Raw genomic sequence first — 26,451 nt, 5'->3', positions numbered from 1 at the left:
ACGGCCCATGCCTTCCCCACTCACTCATGACGACCCCCGGGCGATCGGCCCCTACCGGCCGCTCGCCCGCCTCGGCAGCGGCGGCATGGGCACCGTCTACCTCGCGCGCACCGCAGGCGGCCGTACCGTCGCGCTGAAGACCATGCACGCCCGGATCGCCTCCGACCCGGCCTTCCGCACCAGGTTCCGGCTGGAGACCGACGCGGCCCGAGTCGTGGGGGAGCGCTACGGCGCCGGGGTCGTCGAGGCGGACCCGCGGGCCGAGACCCCCTGGTTCGCCACCGAGTACGTGCTCGGCCCGCCGCTCGACGAGGCCGTGGAACGGTGCGGTCCGCTGCCCGAGACGTCCGTACGGGCCCTGGGCGCGGCACTGTGCGGCGCGCTGGGCCAGCTGCACGCCTCGGATGTCGTCCACCGTGACCTCAAGCCGTCCAACGTCCTCATCACCGCGTACGGGCGCCCAAGGTCATCGACTTCGGTATCGCCCGCGCCGCCGGTGACGATCACCTCACCCGTGTCGGGGTCGCGGTCGGTACCCCTGCCTTCATGTCGCCCGAACAGGCGGGCGGTCAGGAGCACACGGCGGCGGGTGACGTGTTCGCACTCGCCGGGCTGCTCGTCTTCGCCGCCTCCGGGCATCCGCCCTTCGGGCATGGGCAGGCCGCCGATCTGCTCTACCGGGTGCAGTACGCCGAGCCCGACCTGAGCGGTGTACCCGACAGTCTGGCGCCGGTGCTCGCGCAGTGCCTGGACAAGAACCCGTTCCGGCGGCCGACGACCGGCTGGCTCGCCTCCCAACTGCACGACGGGACCGGCGAGTTCGCCGATCACCTGCCGGACGCGCTCCTGGCCGACATCGGCCGGCGGGCCACCGAGGTGTGGCAGGTCATGCCGCAGCGGTTGCCGGCTCCGGCAGAGGAAGCGGTGATGTCACCGACGGCTGACTCCGCCCGATGGTCCCGTCGCCGGCTGCTGTTCACCGCAGCAGGCGCGGCACTGGGCGTCGCGGCCGCCGGGACGGCGGGGGCGTGGGCCTGGGGAGAGCGGGCCGGTGGCTCGAAGACACAGCCCGTACCCGGGCCCAGCAACATTCTGCTGCCGAAGAAACAACTGGACTCCCTCTGGCAGATCCAGGTCGCCGACCCGAAGAACCCCTTCTTCACCGACGAGCCTCTGGCCACTTTCCCGGCGCAGTTGCACGCCGTCGACAACCTGGTGGTGCTCATGGCCGGGGACAGTCTGAACGGGGTCATGGCGCGGACCGGGAAGGTCGACTGGATATCGGACGACCTGGAGTACACCTGGCAGTTCGGCTACGACACCGACCGCATCATCCTGATGACGCACGTGGACGACGGCTATGTCGGATCCGGCCTGGAGGGCGACGACGCCCATGCGTACCCGCTGGCCCTGGCCTCGGTCGACGTCGGCACCGGCAAGTCGGGCAAGCCCTTCGCGCACTTCTCCGACCTCAAGGACCTCCCGGTGAACCAGGCGCTGTGCGTCGCCGACGGGGTGGCCTATGTGGTTGCCGGGCGCGGCACGTTCTCCCTCAGCTACCTCCCGTCCCAGTCCTGGTACGTGATCGCGGTCGACATCGACACGGGCCGGCGGCTGTGGATGGCACCACTGCCCAGCCGGGGCAAGGAGTCCGTGCACTTGTACTTCCTCGGTGCCTCCGTCGTGGGGGACCGCCTCGTAGCGCTTCAGGAAGCCAACGACGGCAGTGTGCACGCGGTCGTCCGTGACACCCGTACGGGCACCGTCCGCTGGGACCGCAAGCTGGACGGCGTCGAACCGGACCGGGTACGGCGGTCTCCGGTCACCGACGCGCAGCACCTGTACGTGGGCGCCGGCCGGCTCAGGGCCCTGCGGCTCAGCGACGGCAGCGTGGCCTGGGACTCCAAGTCCGCGCGCCCTGGCCGTACATACGGCCTTCCCGCGCTCAAGGACGGCACCTTGTATGCCGTCGAGAAGGGGACCGGGCTCGTCGCCTTCGACCCGGCGAGCGGTCGCGTCAAGTGGCAGGAGCAGGGCGGGCAGGGAGCGAACGCGGACCTGGAGGCCGCGCCCGTGGTCGGATCCGACTATGCGTACAGCAAGCGGGGGTCGCGGCTGTGGGCGATCGACCTGTCCTCCCATGCCCCGGCCCACTCCTACCGGACCACGGGCGACCGATTCATGATCCATGAGAATGCGGGGGAGATCATCGCGCTGGGCGGCCGCTTCCTCGCCGCCTTCCCGCTGCGGTGAGCTGATCGGTGCTGAGAAGAGAAAGCGACAAGCGATGAGACCCCTGGGGACCGGCGACCCGATCCGGCTCGGCCCGTACCGGCTGCTCGGTGTGCTGGGCGAGGGCGGCATGGGCAAGGTGTACGTGGGGCAGGACCACACGGGCACCGTCGCCGCCGTGAAGGTGCTGCGGCCCGAACTGGCCCACGACACCGGGCTCGCCCAACGGTTCGTACGCGAGGCGCTGGCGGCCCAGGCCGTACGGAGCCCGGGTGTGGCCGCCGTGCTCGGTGCGCAGACCGAGGGCGGACGGCCGTGGATCGCCACCGAGTTCCTCGCCGGGCCGACCCTGGACCAGATCGTGGACCGGCTCGGCCCGCTGGACGACGCACAGCTGCGCGCCCTGGCCGTGTCCGTCGCCCGTACCCTGCGGGACATCCATGCCGCCGGGTTCGTCCACCGCGACCTGAAGCCGCCGAACATCGTCCTGACTTCGGACGGCCCGAGGGTCATCGACTTCGGTATCGCGCGGCCCGAGCACGGGCTGACGCTCACCACCACCGGGCAGATCCCGGTCACCCCGGGATACGGCGCCCCCGAGCAGGTACTCGGGCACAGGGTCACCGCGGCCGCCGACGTCTTCTCCCTCGGCGCCGTCCTCGTGTACGCGGCCACCGGGCACCGGGCGTTCGAAGGAACGCACGTGGCCGCCGTCCAGTACGAGGTCGTCCACGGCGAACCGCGCTGGCACGGCCTCACACCGGAGCAGCACGCCCTCATCGCCCCCTGTCTCGCGAAGGAGGCGGCGGGGCGGCCCACGCCCGATCAGATCACCGGGGCCTTCGCCCTGCCCAGGAAGGCCGCCACGGTATGGAAGCGCGGGCCTGTGGCGGACGTGATCGGGGAGCGGGAGCGTGAGGTCCGGGAACTGACCGCGCCGCTGGCCACGACGCAGGCCGGGGCGGCGCCGAGCCGGCGAAGAGTCCTCACCGGGTTCGCGGCCGGCGGCGCGCTGCTCGCGGCGACCGGCGGCACGGGATGGTGGCTGCTGCGAGACAGCGGCCCGGGCAGCAAGGACCTGTTCACCATCCCGCCCGCGGTGAAGACACCGGCGGCACGCGTCCTTTCGGCCGACGACGGCGACTACATCGTCGGTGACCCCGTGAAACCGCTCTGGAAGCACGAGGTGGCGGTGGCGACCGACTCGCCGGCCCCGTTGCCGATCCGGGACGTCATCATCGCCGGTGCCGCGTCCGGCGGCATCGCGGCGTTCAACGTCGTCGACGGCAAGCGCCTCTGGCAGGCCTCGCACATGGGGATGACGAGCCGTTACCTTTCACTCTCCGACCGTCTGCTCGTGGCCGCCGACGAGGAAGGCACACTGCACACCTTCGTCCCGTCCACGGGCGAGCCGAAGTGGACGGCGAAGGCCGATGCCGAGGCGCTGCTGGCCGCCGATGAGGATGCGGTGTACGTCGTGACGAAGGACCACCGGCTGCGTTCGGTGGGGCGCTCCGACGCGAGGATCCGCTGGACCATGTCGCCACCGGAGCAGTTCAGGACCGGCGTCCACCCCCAAGGCGCGGCCGACAGCGGAACGCTGGTCGTATCCACCACCAGCGGACACGCCCTGGCGGTCAGCACGAAGACGGGCCGCACTCTGTGGGCGTTGTTCAACCAGGCGAGGAAGAATCAACTCGTTCCGGTGGCACGCAACGGGGTCGTGTACCTCAACGGCAAGTCGTTCTCCGCACGGAGGATCTCGGACGGCAAGGAACTCTGGCAGGAGACGGACGCGTACGCGGAGCCGCCGGACTGGGGGCCTGCCGACGTCTCGGGCAACTTCGTGTACACGACCATCGGCCGAAACGTCAGGCAGTTCCCCCTCGGCGGAGGCCAGGACCAGTGGTCGTCGTCGAGGGGTGGCCAGGGACCGGTGCTGGTCCAGGGCAGCGGCGCCTGGGTGATCGACGAGCAGTACGACATCGCCACGATACGCACCCTCAGCATCAAGGACGGCTCCGAGGGCTGGACCTACGACTTTCCCTCGTTCCTCGGTCTCAAGATCCCGGTCAGCCTCGCGGTCGGCGGCAACCGGGCCTTCGCCACCGCCAACGGTTCCCTCATCGCGTTCCCGGTCTTCTGAGCCTCCTGGACGACGACGTCAGTACTCCACATTCCAGGTCCACCAACGAGTTCCTTCATGCGCGGCATGAACGGCTCGTAGGCGGCGCGGCCGGCGCCCGCGGACGAGCGCGCGATGATGAAGCGGACGCCGAATGAGGTCGGCCAGGGCCGTCATGTGGTGGTCCATCCGGCCGGGTCAGACCGCGGCCCGGTACCGCCGCGAGGCCGGGCGGCAGCGCGTCCAGCGAGGGCTGGCTCTCCAGCGGCGGCAGCCGCACCTGGTGCGCCGCCGGCCCCTGTGCCTCCAGCCGGCGCATGATCACGTCGAGGACCGTGTCGGCCGGCGCCTCGTCGGCCTCGGGGGCGGAATCGGTGCGCTGCCGAGGAATGGCGGTGTACCGCACCGGCACCTCGGTGGCCGTGAACGACACCGGACGCCGGTCCACCGGCAGCGGGCCGCCGCCCAGCGCCGCGCGCTGCGGGCCCGAGCGGTACACGCCGGAGACGTACGCCGCCTTGAAGCGACCATTTCGTCCGTGCCGAACTTCAGGAAGCCGGAACCCGGGATGTCCGGGACGTGCCGCCCTCGGCGTCCCCGACGCCGGCCGACCTGCACGAAGGGGCGGCACGCGTGCGTGCCGCCCCTTCGCACGTTCCGTTCCCTATGCCCCGAGCCCCCCATTGCGCTCACTGGGCTCCAGGTCGAACTCCCCGTCCCGCGCCCCCAGTACGAACGCCCGCCACTCCGCCTCGGTGTAGCGCAGCACGGTGCCGTGGTCGAGGGAGGAGCGCATCGCCACCGCCCCGTCCGGCAGGTACGCGATCTCGACCCGCTCCTCGTGCTCCTCCGTACCCGGCGCGCAGTGCCACTCCACGCCGGAGATGTCGAGCGCGTACAGCTCGTCCCGCTCCCGCTCCTTGCGCGCCTTGACGTCTTCCTGCGATTCCGGCGCCGGAGTCCCGGCGCTCGTGCCCTGTGTCTCGGCCATGGTGAAGCGGCCCCCTTCGGCAATACGGACTGCGTTGCGCTCGTCACCCTACTGGGAGGCCACGCGCGCGTACCGTGAAACCGCCTGGTCATCGCCTCTAGGAAGGGCGGGCCGGAAACCGGGGGCGGACGTGCGGCCGCCGTCCTCGTCCTGGTCCGCGGCGCCCGGCGCAGCCGGTGACACGGACGGCCGAAGCGTGCTGGTACCCTGAGTGACGGCCGTTTGTGTACGCACCCCCGGAGCCCTCTGTGAAGGACTCTGGAGGCCGCGCCCAGCGGATCCCGCCTCCCGAGTAACGGAAGCTCCCCCGAGACGTAGACCGGGGGCACTCGGTGGCACTTAACAGACTATGAGGAGTACGCGTGTCGCTCGACGCCGCTACGAAGAAGCAGATCATCGGCGAGTTCGGTACCAAGGAGGGTGACACCGGCTCCCCCGAGGTCCAGGTCGCTCTGCTCTCCCGTCGGATCTCCGACCTGACGGAGCACCTCAAGACCCACAAGCACGACCACCACTCCCGTCGTGGCCTGCTGATCCTGGTCGGTCAGCGCCGCCGCCTTCTGCAGTACCTGGCGAAGAAGGACATCCAGCGCTTCCGTACGCTGGTCGACCGCCTCGGCATCCGCCGTGGCGCGGCGGGCGCCAAGTAGTACGCCGTGAAGGGAGCGGTTCCCGGTACCACACCCGGGGACCGCTCCCTTCGTCGTACATACGGAAACGTGCGGAGTGTCACCGACGCTTTGTAGTGTGGTAGCACAACGCAATACGTACGACACAGCACGACAACGAAGAACGAGAAGCGCACCTCGCCGCCGCCGGTCCTCGGTAGTGGCCCCCGGGGGAAGCGAGCCCCGGGTGCTTCGATCGAAGACCGGCCCGCACCAGACGGCGCGCTTCTCCACCACCGTCCCCCTGCCACACGGGCAGCCAAGGGGCGAAAGACGATATGTAACGGAGAAAACGCTAGTGGAGAACGAGACCCACTACGCCGAGGCTGTCATCGACAACGGCGCCTTCGGCACCCGCACGATCCGCTTCGAGACGGGCCGCCTGGCCAAGCAGGCCGCCGGTTCCGCCGTGGCGTACCTGGACGACGACACCATGGTGCTGTCGGCCACCACCGCCTCCAAGAACCCCAAGGACCAGCTCGACTTCTTCCCGCTCACGGTGGACGTCGAGGAGCGGATGTACGCCGCCGGCAAGATCCCCGGCAGCTTCTTCCGCCGCGAGGGCCGGCCGAGCGAGGACGCGGTCCTCACCTGCCGCCTGATCGACCGCCCGCTGCGCCCGTCCTTCAAGAAGGGCCTGCGCAACGAGATCCAGGTCGTCTGCACGGTCATGGCGCTCAACCCCGACCACCTGTACGACGTCGTGGCGATCAACGCCGCGTCCGCGTCCACGCAGCTGGCCGGTCTGCCCTTCTCCGGCCCGATCGGCGGCGTCCGCGTCGCGCTGATCCGCGGCCAGTGGGTCGCCTTCCCGACGCACACCGAGCTCGAGGACGCCGTCTTCGACATGGTCGTCGCGGGCCGCGTCCTGGAGGACGGCGACGTCGCGATCATGATGGTCGAGGCCGAGGCCACCGAGAAGACCCTCAAGCTGGTCGAGGGCGGCACCGAGGCGCCGACCGAGGAGGTCGTCGCCGCCGGTCTCGACGCCGCGAAGCCCTTCATCAAGGTGCTCTGCCGCGCCCAGTCCGACCTCGCCGCCAAGGCGGCCAAGCCGACCGGCGAGTTCCCGATCTTCCTGGACTACCAGGACGACGTCCTGGAGGCCCTGACCGCCGCGGTCAAGCCCGAGCTCGCCCAGGCGCTCACCATCGCCGGCAAGCAGGAGCGCGAGGCCGAGCTGGACCGCGTCAAGGGCCTGGCCGCCGAGAAGCTCCTGCCGGAGTTCGAGGGCCGCGAGAAGGAGATCTCCGCCGCGTACCGCTCGCTGACCAAGACCCTGGTCCGTGAGCGCGTCATCAAGGAGAAGAAGCGCATCGACGGCCGTGGCGTGACGGACATCCGTACGCTCGCCGCCGAGGTCGAGGCCATCCCGCGGGTGCACGGCTCCGCGCTGTTCGAGCGTGGCGAGACCCAGATCCTGGGCGTCACCACCCTCAACATGCTCCGCATGGAGCAGCAGCTGGACACCCTCTCCCCGGTGACCCGCAAGCGCTACATGCACAACTACAACTTCCCGCCGTACTCCACCGGTGAGACCGGCCGCGTCGGCTCCCCCAAGCGCCGCGAGATCGGCCACGGCGCGCTCGCCGAGCGCGCCCTGGTGCCGGTGCTGCCGACGCGCGAGGAGTTCCCGTACGCGATCCGTCAGGTGTCCGAGGCCCTCGGCTCCAACGGCTCGACGTCCATGGGCTCGGTCTGCGCCTCCACCATGTCGCTGCTGAACGCCGGTGTGCCGCTGAAGGCCCCGGTCGCCGGTATCGCCATGGGCCTGATCTCCCAGGAGATCGACGGCGAGACGCACTACGTCACCCTCACCGACATCCTCGGTGCGGAGGACGCCTTCGGCGACATGGACTTCAAGGTCGCCGGCACCAAGGAGTTCGTGACCGCCCTCCAGCTCGACACCAAGCTGGACGGCATCCCGGCCTCCGTCCTGGCCGCGGCCCTCAAGCAGGCCCGCGACGCCCGCCTGCACATCCTCGACGTGATGATGGAGGCCATCGACCGGCCCGACGAGATGAGCCCGCACGCCCCGCGGATCATCACCGTCAAGATCCCGGTCGACAAGATCGGTGAGGTCATCGGCCCCAAGGGCAAGATGATCAACCAGATCCAGGAGGACACCGGCGCCGAGATCACCATCGAGGACGACGGCACGATCTACATCGGTGCCGCCGACGGCCCCTCCGCCGAGGCCGCCCGCGCCACGATCAACGGCATCGCCAACCCGACGATGCCCGAAGTCGGCGAGCGCTACCTCGGTACGGTCGTCAAGACGACCACCTTCGGTGCGTTCGTCTCCCTGCTGCCCGGCAAGGACGGTCTGCTGCACATCTCGCAGATCCGCAAGCTCGCCGGCGGCAAGCGCGTGGAGAACGTCGAGGACGTCCTCGGCGTGGGCCAGAAGGTCCAGGTCGAGATCGCCGAGATCGACTCCCGCGGCAAGCTCTCCCTCGTTCCCGTGATCGAGGGCGAGGAAGGCAACGACTCGGACAAGGACGACGCCGAGCAGTGACGTCCCGTAGCTCCAAGGTGACGGCCCGCCCCTCTTCGGAGGCGCGGGCCGTCGCCCGTACCCAAACCCTCATCAAGGGCCAGAACGGCATCGGTACGGTCCGCAAGACCACCCTCCCGGGCGGCCTGCGCATCGTCACCGAGACCCTGCCCTCGGTCCGCTCCGCGACCTTCGGTATCTGGGCGCACGTCGGCTCCCGCGACGAGACCCCGGCTCTGAACGGCGCCACGCACTACCTGGAGCACCTGCTCTTCAAGGGCACGCAGAAACGCAGCGCCCTGGACATCTCCTCCGCCCTCGACGCGGTCGGCGGAGAGATGAACGCGTTCACGGCGAAGGAGTACACGTGCTACTACGCGCGCGTGCTCGACACCGACCTGCCGCTCGCCATCGACGTCGTCTGCGACATGCTGACCGGCTCGCTCATCCTCGAGGAGGACGTCGACGTCGAACGCGGCGCGATCCTCGAAGAGATCGCCATGACCGAGGACGACCCGGGCGACTGTGTGCACGACCTGTTCGCGCACACCATGTTCGGCAACAACGCCCTCGGCCGTCCCGTGCTCGGCACGGTCGACACGGTCAACGCCCTCACCGCCGACCGCATACGCCGCTTCTACAAGAAGCACTACGACCCCACCCACCTGGTGGTCGCCTGCGCCGGCAACATCGACCACAACAAGGTCGTACGACAGGTCCGCGCGGCCTTCGAGAAGGCGGGCGCCCTCAGGGACCTCGACGCGCAGCCGATCACCCCGCGCGACGGCCGCCGTACGATCCGCACGTCCGGCAAGGTCGAACTGCTCGGCCGCAAGACCGAGCAGGCACATGTCGTCCTCGGCATGCCGGGCCTCGCCCGCACCGACGGCCGCCGCTGGGCCATGGGCGTGCTCAACACCGCCCTCGGCGGCGGCATGTCCTCCCGCCTCTTCCAGGAGGTCCGGGAGAAGCGGGGCCTCGCCTACAGCGTGTACTCGTACACCTCCGGCTTCGCCGACTGCGGCCTGTTCGGGGTGTACGCCGGCTGCCGGCCGAGCCAGGTGCACGACGTGCTGAAGCTCTGCCGCGACGAACTCGACCATGTCGCCGTCAACGGCCTCACCGACGACGAGATCGCCCGCGCCATCGGCCAGCTCCAGGGCTCCACCGTCCTCGGCCTGGAGGACACCGGCGCGCTGATGAACCGTATCGGCAAGAGCGAACTGTGCTGGGGCGAGCAGATGTCCGTCGACGACATGCTGGACCGGATAGCGGCGGTCACCCCGGACGAGGTCCGCTCGGTCGCCCGCGACATCCTGGGACAGCGCCCGTCGCTGTCGGTCATCGGCCCGCTGAAGGACAAGCAGGCCGCGCGGCTGCACGACGCCGTCGCCTAATCACTCCCGTAAGGAAGCACAAGAGATGAGCAAGCTGCGCGTGGCGGTCCTCGGTGCCAAGGGCCGGATCGGGTCCGAGGCGGTCAAGGCGGTCGAGGCCGCCGAGGACATGGAGCTGGTCGCGGCCCTCGGCCGGGGCGACAAGCTGGAGACCCTGGCGGAGACCGGCGCCCAGGTCGCCGTGGAGCTGACCACCCCGGACTCCGTCATGGACAACCTCGACTTCTGCGTGCGCCACGGCATCCACGCGGTCGTCGGTACGACGGGCTGGACCGAGGAGCGCCTCGCGCAGCTGAAGGACTGGCTGGCCCAGTCCCCCCAGACCGGTGTGCTCATCGCGCCCAACTTCTCCATCGGGGCCGTCCTGACGATGAAGTTCGCGCAGATCGCCGCGCCGTACTTCGAGTCGGTCGAGGTCGTCGAGCTGCACCACCCGAAGAAGGTGGACGCGCCGAGCGGTACGGCCACGCGCACGGCCCAGCTCATCGCCGAGGCCCGCCGGGCAGCGGGCACGGCCCCGGCCCCGGACGCCACGGTCACGGCCCTGGACGGCGCGCGGGGCGCCAGCGTCGAGGGGATCCCGGTCCACGCCGTCCGACTGCGCGGCCTGCTGGCCCACCAGGAGGTGCTGCTCGGCGGCGAGGGCGAGACCCTGACGATCCGTCATGACTCCCTGCACCACAGCAGCTTCATGCCGGGCATCCTGCTCGGCGCCCGCCGCGTCGTGACCACTCCGGGGCTGACCTTCGGCCTGGAGCACTTCCTGGACCTGAGCTGAGTACAGAGTCTCCGATGCGCGCGAAGATCACCTACCTCGTCACGGCCGCCGTCCTGGTCTTCTACTTCGTCCTGGTCGGCAGCCGCGGCGTGATGCTCATCCAGTCCGGCACGGTGCTCACCGTCACCTTCGGGGTCGCGGTGCTGATCCTGCCGGTCATCGGCCTGTGGTTCCTGTGGAAGAACACCCAGTTCGTCCGCAGGGCCAACGCCCTCGCCGCCGAACTCGACGCCGAGGGCGGCCTGCCCGTGGACGAGTTGAAGCGCCTGCCCAGCGGCCGGATCGACCGCGACTCGGCCGACGAGGTCTTCGCCAAGCGCAAGGCAGAGACCGAGGCGTCCCCCGACGACTGGCGCTGCTGGTTCCGGCTCGCCGTCGCCTACCACGACGCCCACGACACCCCACGCGCCCGCAAGGCGATGCAACGCGCCATCGCCCTGCGCGCCGGAAAGCCGGTCGGGGCCTAGACCCGGCTCTCACCGCCCGGGAATGCTGCCCCCGCCGTCCACGCCGAGCTGCTGCCCGGTGATGAACCCCGCGTCCTCGCTCAGCAGGAACGCGATCGCCGCGGCCACCTCCTCCGGGCGGCCGCGGCGTCCCGCGGGCACCGAGCGCAGCACCCTGGCCTCGTCTGCACCGCCCACGGGGTGCGAGGCGCGGAAGAGATCGGTCTCCACCGGACCGGGGGCCACCGCGTTGACCGTCACCCCGTCCGCCGCCAGTTCCAGCGCCCAGGTCCGGGTCAGGCCCACCAGCGCGCTCTTGGCCGCCGCGTAGCTGCTGCGCCGGCGCGCCCCGTGCACCGAGCGGCTCGTCACATTGACGATCCGGCCCCAGCCGCGCTCCCGCATCCCGCCGACACAGGCCTGGGTGACCTGTACGGCGGCGCGCACGTTCAGGTCGTACACGGCCCGCAGGGTGTCGAGCGTGATCTCGCCCAGCGGTTCGGGCACGGCGATACCCACGTTGTTGACGACCGCGTCCACGCGCTCCTCACGCGTCACGGCCTCCAGCAGCTCGCGGGTGGCTTCCGCATCGGCGAGGTCGCAGGCGTGCAGCACTCCCGGGAAGACCCCGTCCGGGGCGCTGCGGGCGACTCCCAGCACCCGGTGTCCCCGGGTGGCGAGACGGTGTGCGGTGGCCAGGCCGATCCCCTTCGACGCTCCGGTGATCAGCACGGTACGTCCGGACAACAGCGGTCTCCCTTCGTTGCGCGTGAACACCCACGGTCGATGCCTTCACCGGCCCGCCGCGCCGTGCCCGCGGCCCGGTATGCCGAAGGGGCCGCTCCGCAGCGCGCGGACCGGCCCCTTCACGCTCTCGTTCACGGTCAGCGGCGGCCGTACTCCGCCGCCCACGCCTCCACCGTGTCCGCTGCCCGGTCGAACGCCGCCGGGCGGCCCAGGAAGTCCAGCGTGTGCGTGGTCAGCAGCGGCGGCGCGTCCGCGGTCGGCCGGTCCTTGCGTACGAGCGCCAGCGCCTGCCCCTGCACCGTCCGGGGCAGCCCCAGCCAGCGCACCGGCTGCTGTACGGTCCGCACGGAGATCACCCGGGCCCACGGCGCCGTACGCGTCACCAGGAAGCCGACGTGACGCAGTCCGCGGCTGCTCACCCACACGCCCATGCGCAGCAGCCGCAGGGCCCCGGCGATGACCACGAGCGCCCCGGCGAAGACCGCCCCGGCGGAGGACACCGAGTCGGTCAGGACGATGGCCATCGCGGCGAACAGCACGAACGACGCGAGCAGCAGCACCAGCGCCGCCGCGCCCACACGCCAGGGACCGGGACGGTAGGGGCGCCGCCAGCGCTCCCGGTCGTCGTAGGGCAGCGGGCTCTCGGCAGCGGCCTCGAAGGTGCGGTCGGCCGTCAGGAAGGACAGGGGCACGGCGGGTCCTCACTCGATCCTCACGTGGGCTGTGCCCGGTGAGGCTATCCGCAGGTGTTCCCGCTCACCACCCTTGGGCGGCCGGAAGAGTCAGTGCCCCTGGGACGCCTGGGACTGCTGCGCCGGCGTACTGGACGGCGTGGACATCGCCGGCGTACCGAGGATCACGGCCCCCACCAGCCCGGCGACAAGAGTGAGTCCCAGCAGCCAGCGCCCGGCTATCTCCCCGAAGGACCCCCGCGTCCGGGGCGGGGGAGTGACATTGCTGTGGAACCTGTCCGCCTCGGCCAGGAAGGCGAAGGGTACGGGCTCGCGCCGACGGAACATCGCGGTACGTCTCCTTTCGGGATCGAACGAGCGGGCTTCACCGGTACAGACGCTCGAGTGACACAAAAGGTGCCCATGTCGGAAAAAATCCGTGGCGTGATTTTTGAGGCGAGGTACCGCCGGGGCCGGGCCGGCCGCCCCGTAAGGTGGGCGCGAAGCACAGCTGTGATGGGAAGGACCCCAACCTCCGTGACCACCCCCGAGTCGCTCACGTTCCGTAGTGACGTCACCGTCGAGCTGGTGAAGTCCAGCGCTTCGGACGCCGACGTCCTCTTCGCCGCGCGGGTCTCGACCGCCGGCGAGCAGTCCCTGGACGAGCTGAAGAAGGACCCCGAGCGCTCCAAGGGCCTGATCAACTACCTGATGCGCGACCGGCACGGCAGCCCGTTCGAGCACAACTCGATGACGTTCTTCATCAGTGCCCCGATCTTCGTCTTCCGCGAGTTCATGCGGCACCGCGTCGGCTGGTCGTACAACGAGGAGTCCGGCCGCTACCGGGAGCTCGAGCCGGTCTTCTACGTCCCCGACGCCTCCCGCAAGCTCGTACAGGAGGGCCGTCCCGGCAAGTACGTCTTCGTCGAGGGCACCCCGGCCCAGCACGAGGCGGTCAGCGGCACCCTGCGGGAGTCGTACGAGCAGGCGTACGCGGCCTACCAGAAGATGCTCGCCGAGGGCGTCGCCCGCGAGGTCGCCCGCGCCGCCCTCCCGGTCGGCCTCTACTCCTCGATGTACGCCACCTGCAACGCCCGTTCCCTGATGCACTTCCTCGGCCTGCGCACCCAGCACGAACTGGCCAAGGTGCCGTCCTTCCCGCAGCGGGAGATCGAGATGGTCGGCGAGAAGATGGAGGCGGAATGGGCGGCGCTCATGCCGCTGACGTATGCCGCCTTCAATGCGAACGGGCGTGTGGCCCCGTAACGAAGTCCTGTTCCCCTGCCAGGAACGGATGTACGGATCAGTCGGGCGAAGTGTCCGTATTGCGGCATTTGGAGAAGTTCATCTAGCCTGATCAAACGGACCCGGCACTGCTTGAACCCCCGAGCAGGCAGTGCCGGGCTCCGCAATTGTCGTGACTTTCCCGGCACCCCACGGGCAGACCACGTATGGAGCACCGAGTAGCGTGTTACCCATGGCTCCGACCTCGACTCCGCAGACCCCCTTCGGGCGGGTCCTCACCGCCATGGTCACGCCCTTCACGGCGGACGGCGCACTCGACCTCGACGGCGCGCAGCGGCTCGCCACGCACCTGGTGGACGCAGGCAACGACGGCCTGATCATCAACGGCACCACCGGCGAGTCCCCCACCACCAGTGACGCGGAGAAATCGGACCTCGTACGAGCCGTACTGGAAGCCGTCGGCGACCGCGCCCACGTGGTCGCCGGCGTCGGCACCAACGACACCCACCACAGCATCGAGCTGGCCCGCGAGGCCGAGCGCGTCGGAGCCCACGGCCTGCTGGTCGTCACGCCGTACTACAACAAGCCCCCGCAGGAAGGCCTCTACCGGCACTTCACGGCCGTCGCCGACACCACCGGCCTGCCGGTCATGCTCTACGACATCCCCGGCCGCAGCGGCGTCCCGATCAACAGCGAGACGCTCGTCCGGCTCGCCGAGCACCCCCGGATCGTCGCCAACAAGGACGCCAAGGGCGACCTCGGCCGCGCCAGCTGGGCCATCGCCCAGTCCGGCCTCGCCTGGTACTCCGGCGACGACATGCTGAACCTCCCGCTGCTCTCCGTGGGCGCGGTCGGCTTCGTCTCGGTCGTCGGCCACGTCGTCACCCCCGACCTGCGCGCCCTCGTCGACGCGTACGTCTCCGGGGACGTCGTCAAGGCCACCGAGATCCACCAGAAGCTGCTCCCGGTCTACACCGGCATGTTCCGCACCCAGGGCGTCATGACCACCAAGGCCGCGCTCGCCCTCCAGGGCCTGCCCGCCGGGCCACTGCGCTCGCCCATGGTCGAGTGCTCGCCCGAGGAGATCGCCCAGCTCAAGATCGATCTTGCTGCCGGCGGGGTACAGCTCTGACAACAGACTTGGCACCACACAGGCTTCACAACTGAAGAACAACAGAACAAGAGCGGGCCACCGGTGCCCGCACCCCACAACGACAACTGCTTCTGCACGAACGTCTCACGCGCCACGTGCCCGACCGGTACGTGGCGCGTTTGTTGAGGAGAGTCTTTTGAGTCATCCGCATCCTGAACTCGGCTCGCCCCCGCCGCTCCCCGAGGGCGGCCTGAGGGTCACCCCGCTCGGCGGTCTCGGCGAGATCGGCCGAAACATGACGGTCTTCGAGTACGGCGGCCGCCTGCTGATCGTCGACTGCGGAGTGCTCTTCCCCGAGGAGGAGCAGCCCGGAATCGACCTGATCCTGCCGGACTTCTCGTCCATCCGGGACCGCCTCGACGACATCGAGGGCATCGTCCTCACCCATGGGCACGAGGACCACATCGGCGGTGTTCCCTTCCTGCTCCGCGAGAAGCCGGACATCCCGCTGATCGGCTCCAAGCTGACCCTCGCCCTGATCGAGGCCAAGCTCCAGGAACACCGGATCCGCCCCTACACCCTGGAAGTGGTGGAGGGGAACCGCGAGCGCATCGGCCCCTTCGACTGCGAGTTCATCGCCGTCAACCACTCCATCCCGGACGCCCTGGCCGTCGCCATCCGCACCCCCGCCGGCATGGCGGTGCACACCGGCGACTTCAAGATGGACCAGCTCCCGCTGGACAACCGCCTCACCGACCTGCACGCGTTCGCGCGCCTGAGCGAGGAGGGCATCGACCTCCTCCTCACGGACTCCACGAACGCCGAGGTCCCCGGCTTCACGCCGCACGAGCGCGACATCTCCAACGTCCTGCGCCAGGTCTTCGCGAGCGCCCGCAAGCGGATCATCGTGGCCAGCTTCGCCAGTCACGTCCACCGCATCCAGCAGATCCTGGACGCGGCCCACGAGTACGGCCGCCGGGTCGCCTTCGTCGGCCGCTCCATGGTCCGCAACATGGGCATCGCCCGGGACCTCGGCTACCTGAAGGTCCCGCCGGGCCTGGTGGTCGACGTCAAGACGCTGGACGACCTCCCCGACGAGCAGGTGGTCCTGGTCTGCACGGGTTCCCAGGGCGAGCCGATGGCCGCCCTGTCCCGCATGGCCAACCGCGACCACCAGATCCGCATCGTCGAGGGCGACACGGTGATCCTGGCCTCGTCGCTCATCCCCGGCAACGAGAACGCGGTCTACCGGGTGATCAACGGCCTGACCCGCTGGGGCGCCAACGTCGTCCACAAGGGCAACGCCAAGGTGCATGTTTCCGGCCATGCTTCCGCGGGCGAGCTGCTGTACTTCTACAACATCTGCCGCCCGAAGAACCTCATGCCGGTCCACGGCGAATGGCGCCACCTGCGCGCCAACGCCGAGCTGGGAGCACTCACCGGCGTCCCGCACGACCGGATCGTCATCGCCGAGGACGGCGTGGTGGTCGACATGGTGGCGGGCAAGGCCAAGATCTCCGGCAAGGTCCAGGCCGGTTACGTCTACGTCGACGGGCTCTCGGTCGGCGATGTCGGCGAGCCGGCGCTCAAGGACCGCAAGATCCTCGGCGACGAGGGCATCATCTCGGTCTTCGTGGTCGTGGACTCGTCCACCGGCAAGATCACCGGCGGCCCGCACGTCCAGGCGCGCGGCTCCGGCATCGAGGACTCGGCCTTCATCGACGTCATCCCGAAGATCACGGAAGCGCTGGAGCGGTCCGCCCAGGACGGCGTCGTGGAGCCGCACCAGCTGCAGCAACTTGTCCGGCGCACCCTCGGCAAGTGGGTCTCGGACACCTATCGCCGCAGGCCGATGATCCTCCCTGTGGTCGTGGAGGTCTGACGGTCCGTCGGAGCATCACCCGAGCGGGGCGCCTCGATTTGCATCGAGGCGCCCCGCTCCAGTACGTTTACGGCTCCGCCCAACCGGGAACCCCAGCACTTCATGCGCTGGACACATGTGACCGGGGCGGGTGGGAAAACCGACTCAGAACCTCTGATAAAGTCGGAACCGCCGGAAAGGGAAACGCGGAGCGAAAGCGAAGCGGGAACCTGGAAAGCACCGAGGAAATCGGATCGAGAAAAGATCTGATAGAGTCGGAAACACCGAAGGGAAGCCCGGAGGAAAGCCCGAGAGGGTGAGTACAAAGGAAGCGACCGTTCCTTGAGAACTCAACAGCGTGCCAAAAATCAACGCCAGATATGTTGATACCCCGTCTCCGGTCGTCATGACTGGGGCGAGGTTCCTTTGAAAAACACAGCGAGGACGCTGTGTGCGAGGGGATTATTCCTCCTCTCGCACCGCTCTCGTGGTGTTCATCCCGATTACGGGAAAACATTCACGGAGAGTTTGATCCTGGCTCAGGACGAACGCTGGCGGCGTGCTTAACACATGCAAGTCGAACGATGAAGCCCTTCGGGGTGGATTAGTGGCGAACGGGTGAGTAACACGTGGGCAATCTGCCCTTCACTCTGGGACAAGCCCTGGAAACGGGGTCTAATACCGGATACGAGGTTCGCAGGCATCTGTGAACTTGGAAAGCTCCGGCGGTGAAGGATGAGCCCGCGGCCTATCAGCTTGTTGGTGAGGTAATGGCTCACCAAGGCGACGACGGGTAGCCGGCCTGAGAGGGCGACCGGCCACACTGGGACTGAGACACGGCCCAGACTCCTACGGGAGGCAGCAGTGGGGAATATTGCACAATGGGCGAAAGCCTGATGCAGCGACGCCGCGTGAGGGATGACGGCCTTCGGGTTGTAAACCTCTTTCAGCAGGGAAGAAGCGAGAGTGACGGTACCTGCAGAAGAAGCGCCGGCTAACTACGTGCCAGCAGCCGCGGTAATACGTAGGGCGCAAGCGTTGTCCGGAATTATTGGGCGTAAAGAGCTCGTAGGCGGCTTGTCACGTCGATTGTGAAAGCCCGAGGCTTAACCTCGGGTCTGCAGTCGATACGGGCTAGCTAGAGTGTGGTAGGGGAGATCGGAATTCCTGGTGTAGCGGTGAAATGCGCAGATATCAGGAGGAACACCGGTGGCGAAGGCGGATCTCTGGGCCATTACTGACGCTGAGGAGCGAAAGCGTGGGGAGCGAACAGGATTAGATACCCTGGTAGTCCACGCCGTAAACGGTGGGAACTAGGTGTTGGCGACATTCCACGTCGTCGGTGCCGCAGCTAACGCATTAAGTTCCCCGCCTGGGGAGTACGGCCGCAAGGCTAAAACTCAAAGGAATTGACGGGGGCCCGCACAAGCGGCGGAGCATGTGGCTTAATTCGACGCAACGCGAAGAACCTTACCAAGGCTTGACATACACCGGAAAGCATTAGAGATAGTGCCCCCCTTGTGGTCGGTGTACAGGTGGTGCATGGCTGTCGTCAGCTCGTGTCGTGAGATGTTGGGTTAAGTCCCGCAACGAGCGCAACCCTTGTTCTGTGTTGCCAGCATGCCCTTCGGGGTGATGGGGACTCACAGGAGACCGCCGGGGTCAACTCGGAGGAAGGTGGGGACGACGTCAAGTCATCATGCCCCTTATGTCTTGGGCTGCACACGTGCTACAATGGCCGGTACAAAGAGCTGCGATACCGTGAGGTGGAGCGAATCTCAAAAAGCCGGTCTCAGTTCGGATTGGGGTCTGCAACTCGACCCCATGAAGTCGGAGTCGCTAGTAATCGCAGATCAGCATTGCTGCGGTGAATACGTTCCCGGGCCTTGTACACACCGCCCGTCACGTCACGAAAGTTGGTAACACCCGAAGCCGGTGGCCCAACCCCTTGTGGGAGGGAGCTGTCGAAGGTGGGACTAGCGATTGGGACGAAGTCGTAACAAGGTAGCCGTACCGGAAGGTGCGGCTGGATCACCTCCTTTCTAAGGAGCACTTCTTACCGGGCTTGCCTGGTCAGAGGCCAGTACATCGGCGCACGTCCGATGCTGGTTGCTCATGGGTGGAACGTTGATTATTCGGCCGGGACCTCGGGTCGGAGGCTGCTAGTACTGCTCGCAAGAGCGTGGAACGCATGATCTTCGGACGGGGCCTGGCCGGGCACGCTGTTGGGTGTCTGAGGGAACGAATTTTCCTCAGTCGCCGGCCCCAGTGAACTCGAGCCTGTTGGTTCGGGGTGATGGGTGGCTGGTCGTTGTTTGAGAACTGCACAGTGGACGCGAGCATCTGTGGCCAAGTTTTTAAGGGCGCACGGTGGATGCCTTGGCACCAGGAACCGATGAAGGACGTGGGAGGCCACGATAGTCCCCGGGGAGTCGTCAACCAGGCTTTGATCCGGGGGTTTCCGAATGGGGAAACCCGGCAGTCGTCATGGGCTGTCACCCGCTGCTGAACACATAGGCAGTGTGGAGGGAACGAGGGGAAGTGAAACATCTCAGTACCCTCAGGAAGAGAAAACAACCGTGATTCCGGGAGTAGTGGCGAGCGAAACCGGATGAGGCCAAACCTACGACGTGTGAGACCCGGCAGGGGTTGCGTCGTGGGGGTTGTGGGATCTCTCTTCTGCGGTCTGCCGGCCGTGGGACGAGTCAGAAACCGTTGATGTAGGCGAAGGACATGCGAAAGGTCCGGCGTAGAGGGTAAGACCCCCGTAGTCGAAACGTCAGCGGCTCGTTTGAGAGACACCCAAGTAGCACGGGGCCCGAGAAATCCCGTGTGAATCTGGCGGGACCACCCGCTAAGCCTAAATATTCCCTGGTGACCGATAGCGGATAGTACCGTGAGGGAATGGTGAAAAGTACCCCGGGAGGGGAGTGAAATAGTACCTGAAACCGTGTGCCTACAAGCCGTGGGAGCGTCGGATGCAGCTTGCTGCATCTCGTGACTGCGTGCCTTTTGAAGAATGAGCCTGCGAGTTTGCGGTGTGTTGCGAGGTTAACCCGGGTGGGGAAGCCGTAGCGAAAGCGAGTCCGAATAGGGCGCTGTAGTAGCACGCTCAAGACCCGAAGCGGAGTGATCTAGCCATGGGCAGGTTGAAGCGGAGGTAAGACTTCGTGGAGGACCGAACCCACCAGGGTTGAAAACCTGGGGGATGACCTGTGGTTAGGGGTGAAAGGCCAATCAAACTCCGTGATAGCTGGTTCTCCCCGAAATGCATTTAGGTGCAGCGTCGTGTGTTTCTTGCCGGAGGTAGAGCACTGGATAGGCGATGGGCCCTACCGGGTTACTGACCTTAGCCAAACTCCGAATGCCGGTAAGTGAGAGCGCGGCAGTGAGACTGTGGGGGATAAGCTCCATGGTCGAGAGGGAAACAGCCCAGAGCATCGACTAAGGCCCCTAAGCGTACGCTAAGTGGGAAAGGATGTGGAGTCGCACAGACAACCAGGAGGTTGGCTTAGAAGCAGCCACCCTTGAAAGAGTGCGTAATAGCTCACTGGTCTAGTGATTCCGCGCCGACAATGTAGCGGGGCTCAAGCGTACCGCCGAAGTCGTGTCATTGCAGCATGTACTCCCAACGGAGGCTGTGATGGGTAGGGGAGCGTCGTCTGCCGGGTGAAGCGGCACTGGAAGGTAGTCGTGGACGGTTGACGAGTGAGAATGCAGGCATGAGTAGCGATTCACACGTGAGAAACGTGTGCGCCGATTGACTAAGGGTTCCTGGGTCAAGCTGATCTGCCCAGGGTAAGTCGGGACCTAAGGCGAGGCCGACAGGCGTAGTCGATGGATAACCGGTTGATATTCCGGTACCCGCTGTGAAGCGTCAAACATCGAATCCAGTGATGCTGAGGCCGTGAAGCCGTTCCGGACCCTTCGGGGAATGGAAAGTGGTGGAGCCGCCGGACCAATCTGGTAGTAGGTGAGTGATGGGGTGACGCAGGAAGGTAGTCCATCCCGGGCGGTGGTTGTCCCGGGGTAAGGGTGTAGGACGCAGGGTAGGCAAATCCGCCTTGCACATAGTCTGAGACCTGATGCCGAGCCGATTGTGGTGAAGTGGATGATCCTATGCTGTCGAGAAAAGCCTCTAGCGAGTTTCATGGCGGCCCGTACCCTAAACCGACTCAGGTGGTCAGGTAGAGAATACCGAGGCGTTCGGGTGAACTATGGTTAAGGAACTCGGCAAAATGCCCCCGTAACTTCGGGAGAAGGGGGGCCATTCCTGGTGATCCGATTTACTTGGTGAGCTGGGGGTGGCCGCAGAGACCAGCGAGAAGCGACTGTTTACTAAAAACACAGGTCCGTGCGAAGCCGTAAGGCGATGTATACGGACTGACGCCTGCCCGGTGCTGGAACGTTAAGGGGACCGGTTAGCTCACTTTCGGGTGGGCGAAGCTGAGAACTTAAGCGCCAGTAAACGGCGGTGGTAACTATAACCATCCTAAGGTAGCGAAATTCCTTGTCGGGTAAGTTCCGACCTGCACGAATGGCGTAACGACTTCTCGACTGTCTCAACCATAGGCCCGGTGAAATTGCACTACGAGTAAAGATGCTCGTTTCGCGCAGCAGGACGGAAAGACCCCGGGACCTTTACTACAGTTTGATATTGGTGTTCGGTTCGGCTTGTGTAGGATAGCTGGGAGACTGTGAAGCTCGCACGCCAGTGTGGGTGGAGTCGTCGTTGAAATACCAGTCTGGTCGTGCTGGATGTCTAACCTGGGTCCGTGATCCGGATCAGGGACAGTGTCTGATGGGTAGTTTAACTGGGGCGGTTGCCTCCTAAAGGGTAACGGAGGCGCCCAAAGGTTCCCTCAGCCTGGTTGGCAATCAGGTGTTGAGTGTAAGTGCACAAGGGAGCTTGACTGTGAGACCGACGGGTCGAGCAGGGACGAAAGTCGGGACTAGTGATCCGGCGGTGGCTTGTGGAAGCGCCGTCGCTCAACGGATAAAAGGTACCCCGGGGATAACAGGCTGATCTTCCCCAAGAGTCCATATCGACGGGATGGTTTGGCACCTCGATGTCGGCTCGTCGCATCCTGGGGCTGGAGTCGGTCCCAAGGGTTGGGCTGTTCGCCCATTAAAGCGGTACGCGAGCTGGGTTTAGAACGTCGTGAGACAGTTCGGTCCCTATCCGCTGTGCGCGTAGGAGTCTTGAGAAGGGCTGTCCCTAGTACGAGAGGACCGGGACGGACGAACCTCTGGTGTGCCAGTTGTTCTGCCAAGGGCATGGCTGGTTGGCTACGTTCGGGAGGGATAACCGCTGAAAGCATCTAAGCGGGAAGCCTGCTTCGAGATGAGGACTCCCACCCACTTGATGGGGTAAGGCTCCCAGTAGACGACTGGGTTGATAGGCCGGATCTGGAAGCCAGGTAACTGGTGGAGGTGACCGGTACTAATAGGCCGAGGGCTTGTCCTCAGTTGCTCGCGTCCACTGTGTTGGTTCTGAAACCACGAACAGCCCCGCCAGAAATGGTGGTGCGGCGTTCACAGTTTCATAGTGTTTCGGTGGTCATAGCGTGAGGGAAACGCCCGGTTACATTCCGAACCCGGAAGCTAAGCCTCACAGCGCCGATGGTACTGCAGGGGGGACCCTGTGGGAGAGTAGGACGCCGCCGAACAATTCTTCAAAAAGGTCGGATCCTGAACTTCGGTTCGGGGTCCGGCCTTTTTACGTTTTCCTTAACGTGTCGTTCACGTTGCGCCCCGAGCATCCAGCCCATGGGTACTGCTGCAATGCTCAGGGCCGCCGGCGTAGGAGTCGGTGACGAGGTCGTCGTACCAGCCTTCGGGAACGTCGAAGTCGCCGAGGCCGTGACCCTGGCGGGCGCGCTCCCGGTGTTCGCCGACATAGACCCGGTGACCTACTGCCTCGACCCCGGCGCTGTCGAGGCAGCCGTAACTCCGCGTACGGCCGCGGTCGTTGTCGTACACCGCTTCGGGCGGTGGGCCGACCTCAGGCGGTTGCGCGCGCTCGGGCAGCGGCACGAGCTGCTGGTGCTGGAGCAGGGCGAGTCCGAGGTGCCGTACGACGAGATAGCGCAGCGCAGGGAGCGGGCCGCCTACCTCGACGCCAAGCTCAAGGGCGTTCGGACGCCGGACGGCGGTGACGGGCATACCTATCAGCAGTACGTCGTGCGGGTGCCGGGGAACGGCCGGCCGGACCGGGACGCTTTCGCGATGGCCTTGCGGGCCAAGGGAGTCGAGTGCCGGGTGCCGGTGAAGACGCCCGTGCACCGGCTGCCGGAGTTCCGTCGGTGTGTGTCCCTGCCGGAGACCGAGCTGGCCGCCGACGTGACGCTGACGCTGCCCGTGGACGCCTCGCTCACCAAGCGGGAGATGCAGCGGATCGTCTCCGCGTGCAATGCGCTCGGGGGACTGCTGCAGCCCGCCTACTGAGCGGGTTCCGAACGAATTTGGGAAGTCGGGCCTGCTCGGGGTACAGTTTCTTCGTCGCCGCGAGGGGAACCTCGAAAACGACAGGCCCCTATAGCTCAGTCGGCAGAGCGTCTCCATGGTAAGGAGAAGGTCAACGGTTCGATTCCGTTTGGGGGCTCCAGCAAAAAAGGCCTCACCCTTCCGGGTGGGGCCTTCTTTCTGTCTGACGCCGTCTCACGCGTCCTTGTGGATTCCCGGGACGCGCATCGCCAGGATGGCCATGTCGTCCGACGGGGCGTCCGACGCGAAGCGTTCCACCGCGCGCATGATGCGCGCCGCCACCGCGCCCGCCGTCAGACCCGTGCACGTGGTGAGGACGTCGGCGAGACCGTCGTCGCCCAGCATGCGCGTGCCCTCACGGCGTTCGGTGACGCCGTCCGTGACGCAGAGCAGCACGTCACCCGGGTCGAGGGTGACCGTCTCCTCGTGCAGTTCGAGGTCCTCGATCACGCCCAGCAGCGGCTGCGGTTCGGCGGCGGCCGTGACCGTGCCGTCCTGGCGCAGACGCAGCGGGAGCGGGTGGCCGGCGCAGACGACCTTCAGCTCGGCGCTGCCGTCCTCCTGCGGGCGCATCTCGCCGTAGAGGAGGGTCAGGAAGCGGCTGCGGTCGCCCTCGTCGAGGATCGCGGAGTTCAGGCGCTGCAGGACCGCGGGGCCGGACAGGCCCTCGCGGGCCAGCAGGCGCAGGGCGTGCCGGGCGAGGCCGGTGACCGCCGCCGCGTTGGGGCCCGTGCCGCAGACGTCGCCGATGGCGAAGCCGTAGGCGCCGTTGCCGATGGGGAAGACGTCGTAGAAGTCGCCGCCGACCTCGTTGCCCTCGCCGGCCGCGCGGTAGATGACCTCCACCTCGACGCCGTCGATGTGCGGCAGGCCGGGCGGGAGCAGGCTGCGCTGGAGGGACTGGCTGATGGCCGTGCGCTCCGAGTACAGGCGGGCGTTGTCCAGGGCGAGTGCGGCCCGGCGGGACAAGTCCTCGGCCAGTTCCAGGATCTCCTGGCGGAAGTGTTCGTCGGTGGGCTTGCCGAGGGTCAGCATGCCGATGACACGGTTGCGGGCGACGAGCGGCAGGACGACCGTCTCGCCGCCGACCGCGGAGGCCGTGGCGAGGGTCGGGCCGATGCTCGAGGAGATCTGGCGCGTGGGCCCGCCGGACAGGCCGAGGCTGCGCATCGAGCTGCGCAGGGCCGCCTGGTGCGCGACCTCGCCCGGGGCCGTCCAGACGCGGGCGCCGGGGGTCGGCACCGGGTCGGGCGGCGGGACCTTCGACAGCAGCGACTTGATGCCGTCGATGAGTTCCTCGTCCTCGTGCAGGACGTACGACAGATACGGTTCGGAGGCCTGGTCGGCGATCGTGTAGACGGCGCACCAGGTGGCCAGGGTGGGGACCGTCATCTGGGCCATCAGGGCCAGCGTCTGGTCGCGGTCGAGGGTGCCGGCCAGCAGGTCGGATGCCTCGACGAGGAAGCTCAGGGAGCCGCGGCGCAGCCGCTCCAGCTCGCCCAGGCGGGCCGACTCCACGGCCAGGGCGATGCGGTCGGCGGCGAACTGCAGGCGCAGAGCCTCCTCGTTGGAGTACCGGCCCGGTGCCTCGGCCGCGACGCCGAGCGAGCCGGTGAGGCGGCCCTCGACCTTCAGCGGGACCGTGACGACGGAACGCATGCCGGTGCCGGACAGCAGTGATACGGCCCCGGGTACGGCGGTGAGGTCCTCGTGCACGGCGGGCATGCGTGCGGAGCCGTAGCGGCCGGGGCCGGCTTCTACGGGCACGCGCGCGAAGCGCTGGCGCGCGGAGGGCAGGCCGGTGGAGGCGCGGACCTCCAGTTCGGTCTCGTCGTCGGTGGCCAGCAGCAGGAACGCGGAGTCGCCGTCCAGCATGTCGCGGGCGCGCTCCACCGTACGCTGCAGCAGGCCGTCGAGGTCGTCCGGGGCGGGGGAGCCGATGAACACCTCGAAGGGGTCGGTGCTCTGGCCGTCGGAGGACGAGGCCTGGTCGCCGGCCGGGACGCGCGGCGGCGTCTGCAGGACGGCGCGCTCGTGGTCGCGGACCAGGAGGCAGACGGTGGAGGGTTCGCCGCCGGTGTCGCGGACTCTGAGGTGGGAGGCGTAGACCTGGGCCACCTTGCCGTCGGCGCCGCGGATGCCGTAGCTGCCCTCCCAGCGGGAGAGTTGGAGGGCCTCGGCCACGCCGGTGCTGGTGCCGGGGGTGTGCGGCCAGGCCGCCAGTTCGGTGAGGGGCCGGCCGATGACCTCGGCGGCGGAGTAGCCGAAGAGTTCCTCGGCGTCCTCGTTCCAGGAGGAGACGGTGCCCTTGCGGTCGACCTGGAGGACCGCGACGCGGACCCGGCCGTCGGCCAGCGGGAGCAGGTCGGCGGGCAGGGACGGGCCGGCGGTGCGGGTGCCGACCGGGCGTTCGGGGAGGGTGAGCTGAAACCAGACGTTCTTGTGGGTGGGGGTGTAGTCGACGCCCCAGCGGGTGGCCAGGGCAGCGCACAGCTGGAGGCCACGGCCGCCCTCGCGGTCGGGGCTGCCCATCGTGGCGGCGGCGTTCTGGAGGGGAACCTCGCGCTCCGGGTAGCGGTCGGCGACCTCGATGCGCACGCCGTACTCGGTGCGCAGGCACAGGACGTCCGCGTGCGTACCCGCGTGGACCACCGCGTTGGTCACCAGCTCGCTGGTGAGGACGACGGCGTCGTCGACGATGTCGGCGAAGCCCCATCCCTGGAGCGTGTCGCGGACGAAGGACCGAGCCGTCGCGACCGAACGCCCGACGGGCTCGAAGGTGGCGGCCGCGCGCGCGGTGATCACAGAACTCCTCGGCCGGTTGTCGACATGCAGGGCTGCGTGGCCGGCCGGCTCGCTCCGCTGCTGTGGCAGCAGCTCGCCCGTCGGCTGTGGCTCCGGGGGCTGTCCCCCGGGGATGACTCCGGTGGTCATGGTCTGCGGCCGCCCCTCCGATGCCCGCTCGTTCTCGTGCCACCGCCCAGGCCGGTCGGACCGGTGCGGCTGGACAGCCGGATGCAAGGTTACTTACCTTCGCCGTCCGAGCGGATGCCGGATGCCGGTGTTTACCCCTCAGGGTGTGCGGACGGTGTGCGAAGCTGCCGAACTGTTATGGCCTGGTTCGGGCAGGGTGAAACACTGGGCAAGCTTCTGATGAAGGTCGGGCCGGACTGCGTGTGTTCCGTGTACGGCGGGCAGCAGCCCCTGGTGTGGC

General features: G+C 67.5%; 16 protein-coding genes, 1 tRNA gene, 3 rRNA genes and 2 pseudogenes. 16 read left to right on the top strand and 6 right to left on the bottom strand.

Annotated elements, in window-relative coordinates:
• Positions 1 to 7 precede the first annotated feature (7 nt).
• From BFF78_RS49225 to BFF78_RS12575, 3 genes and pseudogenes are all read left to right on the top strand, one after another.
• Positions 8 to 391 (top strand): annotated as a pseudogene (locus BFF78_RS49225) (protein kinase family protein); the annotation flags it as partial.
• A gap of 77 nt (positions 392 to 468) precedes the next feature.
• Positions 469 to 2,253 (top strand): outer membrane protein assembly factor BamB family protein, encoded by a 1,785-nt coding sequence (locus BFF78_RS49220; RefSeq protein ID WP_335755387.1) that lies wholly within the window; start codon positions 469 to 471, stop codon positions 2,251 to 2,253.
• A 34-nt stretch (positions 2,254 to 2,287) separates the two neighbouring features.
• The gene (locus BFF78_RS12575; RefSeq protein WP_069778414.1) at positions 2,288 to 4,378 is read left to right on the top strand and encodes a protein kinase domain-containing protein; all 2,091 of its coding nucleotides are present in this window, start codon (positions 2,288 to 2,290) and stop codon (positions 4,376 to 4,378) included.
• A gap of 139 nt (positions 4,379 to 4,517) precedes the next feature.
• On the opposite strand, the pseudogene BFF78_RS43155 reads toward BFF78_RS12575, so the two are convergent.
• Positions 4,518 to 4,936: pseudogene (locus BFF78_RS43155) on the bottom strand (type VII secretion protein EccC); the annotation flags it as partial.
• A gap of 85 nt (positions 4,937 to 5,021) precedes the next feature.
• Positions 5,022 to 5,348: a DUF397 domain-containing protein gene (locus BFF78_RS12570; RefSeq protein WP_069778413.1), complete on the bottom strand. Its 327-nt coding sequence runs from the start codon at positions 5,346 to 5,348 to the stop codon at positions 5,022 to 5,024.
• Between the two features lie 362 nt (positions 5,349 to 5,710).
• Here BFF78_RS12570 and rpsO point away from each other — a divergent pair, with 362 nt between their 5' ends.
• From rpsO to BFF78_RS12545, 5 genes are all read left to right on the top strand, one after another.
• Positions 5,711 to 5,998 carry a 30S ribosomal protein S15 gene (gene rpsO, locus BFF78_RS12565; protein ID WP_053664877.1) on the top strand — a complete coding sequence of 96 codons (288 nt, stop codon included), beginning with the start codon at positions 5,711 to 5,713 and terminating at the stop codon, positions 5,996 to 5,998.
• Positions 5,999 to 6,314: 316 nt separating this feature from the next.
• Positions 6,315 to 8,534, top strand: coding sequence for a polyribonucleotide nucleotidyltransferase (locus tag BFF78_RS12560; protein WP_069778412.1), 2,220 nt, complete (start codon positions 6,315 to 6,317; stop codon positions 8,532 to 8,534).
• Positions 8,531 to 9,910 (top strand): M16 family metallopeptidase, encoded by a 1,380-nt coding sequence (locus tag BFF78_RS12555; RefSeq protein WP_069778411.1) that lies wholly within the window; start codon positions 8,531 to 8,533, stop codon positions 9,908 to 9,910. Before BFF78_RS12560 ends, BFF78_RS12555 begins: the two co-directional genes overlap by 4 nt.
• A 25-nt stretch (positions 9,911 to 9,935) precedes the next feature.
• Positions 9,936 to 10,688: a 4-hydroxy-tetrahydrodipicolinate reductase gene (gene dapB / locus BFF78_RS12550; RefSeq protein WP_069778410.1), complete on the top strand. Its 753-nt coding sequence runs from the start codon at positions 9,936 to 9,938 to the stop codon at positions 10,686 to 10,688.
• Positions 10,689 to 10,702: 14 nt separating this feature from the next.
• Positions 10,703 to 11,155, top strand: coding sequence for a tetratricopeptide repeat protein (locus tag BFF78_RS12545; protein WP_069778409.1), 453 nt, complete (start codon positions 10,703 to 10,705; stop codon positions 11,153 to 11,155).
• 9 nt (positions 11,156 to 11,164) lie between these two features.
• Here BFF78_RS12545 and BFF78_RS12540 read toward each other — a convergent pair whose 3' ends face one another.
• From BFF78_RS12540 to BFF78_RS12530, 3 genes are all read right to left on the bottom strand, one after another.
• Entirely contained in the window at positions 11,165 to 11,881 is a 717-nt protein-coding gene (locus BFF78_RS12540) for an SDR family oxidoreductase (RefSeq protein WP_193433446.1), read from the bottom strand.
• 137 nt (positions 11,882 to 12,018) lie between these two features.
• Positions 12,019 to 12,573: a hypothetical protein gene (locus tag BFF78_RS12535; protein ID WP_069778408.1), complete on the bottom strand. Its 555-nt coding sequence runs from the start codon at positions 12,571 to 12,573 to the stop codon at positions 12,019 to 12,021.
• A 90-nt stretch (positions 12,574 to 12,663) separates the two neighbouring features.
• Positions 12,664 to 12,900 (bottom strand): hypothetical protein, encoded by a 237-nt coding sequence (locus BFF78_RS12530; RefSeq protein ID WP_069778407.1) that lies wholly within the window; start codon positions 12,898 to 12,900, stop codon positions 12,664 to 12,666.
• A 168-nt stretch (positions 12,901 to 13,068) separates the two neighbouring features.
• On the opposite strand from BFF78_RS12530, the gene thyX reads away from it, so the two are divergent.
• The 8 genes from thyX (at position 13,069) to BFF78_RS12485 (ending at position 23,358) form a co-directional block, all read left to right on the top strand.
• The gene (thyX, locus tag BFF78_RS12525; protein WP_069778406.1) at positions 13,069 to 13,818 is read left to right on the top strand and encodes an FAD-dependent thymidylate synthase; all 750 of its coding nucleotides are present in this window, start codon (positions 13,069 to 13,071) and stop codon (positions 13,816 to 13,818) included.
• Positions 13,819 to 14,029: 211 nt separating this feature from the next.
• The gene (dapA, locus tag BFF78_RS12520) at positions 14,030 to 14,929 is read left to right on the top strand and encodes a 4-hydroxy-tetrahydrodipicolinate synthase (protein ID WP_069778405.1); all 900 of its coding nucleotides are present in this window, start codon (positions 14,030 to 14,032) and stop codon (positions 14,927 to 14,929) included.
• Between the two features lie 157 nt (positions 14,930 to 15,086).
• A complete protein-coding gene (locus BFF78_RS12515) occupies positions 15,087 to 16,772 on the top strand; it encodes a ribonuclease J (protein ID WP_069778404.1) in 1,686 nt (561 codons plus the stop codon).
• Between the two features lie 495 nt (positions 16,773 to 17,267).
• Positions 17,268 to 18,793 (top strand): 16S ribosomal RNA (locus tag BFF78_RS12505).
• Between the two features lie 305 nt (positions 18,794 to 19,098).
• A 23S ribosomal RNA gene (locus BFF78_RS12500) occupies positions 19,099 to 22,218 on the top strand.
• An 85-nt stretch (positions 22,219 to 22,303) separates the two neighbouring features.
• Positions 22,304 to 22,420 (top strand): 5S ribosomal RNA (gene rrf / locus BFF78_RS12495).
• Together the 16S, 23S and 5S rRNA genes form the textbook arrangement of a ribosomal RNA operon.
• A 115-nt stretch (positions 22,421 to 22,535) precedes the next feature.
• The gene (locus tag BFF78_RS12490) at positions 22,536 to 23,198 is read left to right on the top strand and encodes a DegT/DnrJ/EryC1/StrS family aminotransferase (RefSeq protein ID WP_069778403.1); all 663 of its coding nucleotides are present in this window, start codon (positions 22,536 to 22,538) and stop codon (positions 23,196 to 23,198) included.
• Between the two features lie 84 nt (positions 23,199 to 23,282).
• A tRNA-Thr gene (locus BFF78_RS12485) sits at positions 23,283 to 23,358 on the top strand.
• Positions 23,359 to 23,411: 53 nt separating this feature from the next.
• Here the strand turns inward: BFF78_RS12485 and BFF78_RS12480 are convergent.
• The gene (locus tag BFF78_RS12480) at positions 23,412 to 26,171 is read right to left on the bottom strand and encodes a SpoIIE family protein phosphatase (RefSeq protein WP_069778402.1); all 2,760 of its coding nucleotides are present in this window, start codon (positions 26,169 to 26,171) and stop codon (positions 23,412 to 23,414) included.
• Positions 26,172 to 26,451 lie beyond the last annotated feature (280 nt).

The sequence above is a fragment of the Streptomyces fodineus genome (assembly GCF_001735805.1).
Taxonomy (GTDB): Bacteria; Actinomycetota; Actinomycetes; order Streptomycetales; family Streptomycetaceae; genus Streptomyces; species Streptomyces fodineus.
Note: the sequence above shows the minus strand (reverse complement) of the source record. Positions and strands in the feature narration are given on the sequence as shown.

Excerpts from the sequence above, each read along its gene's own strand:
- BFF78_RS12575 (WP_069778414.1), top strand. The coding sequence starts at position 2,288 with ATGAGACCCCTGGGGACCGGCGACCCGATCCGGCTCGGCCCGTACCGG.
- BFF78_RS12570 (WP_069778413.1), bottom strand. The coding sequence starts at position 5,348 with ATGGCCGAGACACAGGGCACGAGCGCCGGGACTCCGGCGCCGGAATCG.
- dapB (WP_069778410.1), top strand. The coding sequence starts at position 9,936 with ATGAGCAAGCTGCGCGTGGCGGTCCTCGGTGCCAAGGGCCGGATCGGG.
- BFF78_RS12545 (WP_069778409.1), top strand. The coding sequence starts at position 10,703 with ATGCGCGCGAAGATCACCTACCTCGTCACGGCCGCCGTCCTGGTCTTC.
- BFF78_RS12530 (WP_069778407.1), bottom strand. The coding sequence starts at position 12,900 with ATGTTCCGTCGGCGCGAGCCCGTACCCTTCGCCTTCCTGGCCGAGGCG.
- thyX (WP_069778406.1), top strand. The coding sequence starts at position 13,069 with ATGGGAAGGACCCCAACCTCCGTGACCACCCCCGAGTCGCTCACGTTC.
- dapA (WP_069778405.1), top strand. The coding sequence starts at position 14,030 with ATGGCTCCGACCTCGACTCCGCAGACCCCCTTCGGGCGGGTCCTCACC.
- BFF78_RS12490 (WP_069778403.1), top strand. The coding sequence starts at position 22,536 with ATGCTCAGGGCCGCCGGCGTAGGAGTCGGTGACGAGGTCGTCGTACCA.
- BFF78_RS12480 (WP_069778402.1), bottom strand. The coding sequence starts at position 26,171 with ATGACCACCGGAGTCATCCCCGGGGGACAGCCCCCGGAGCCACAGCCG.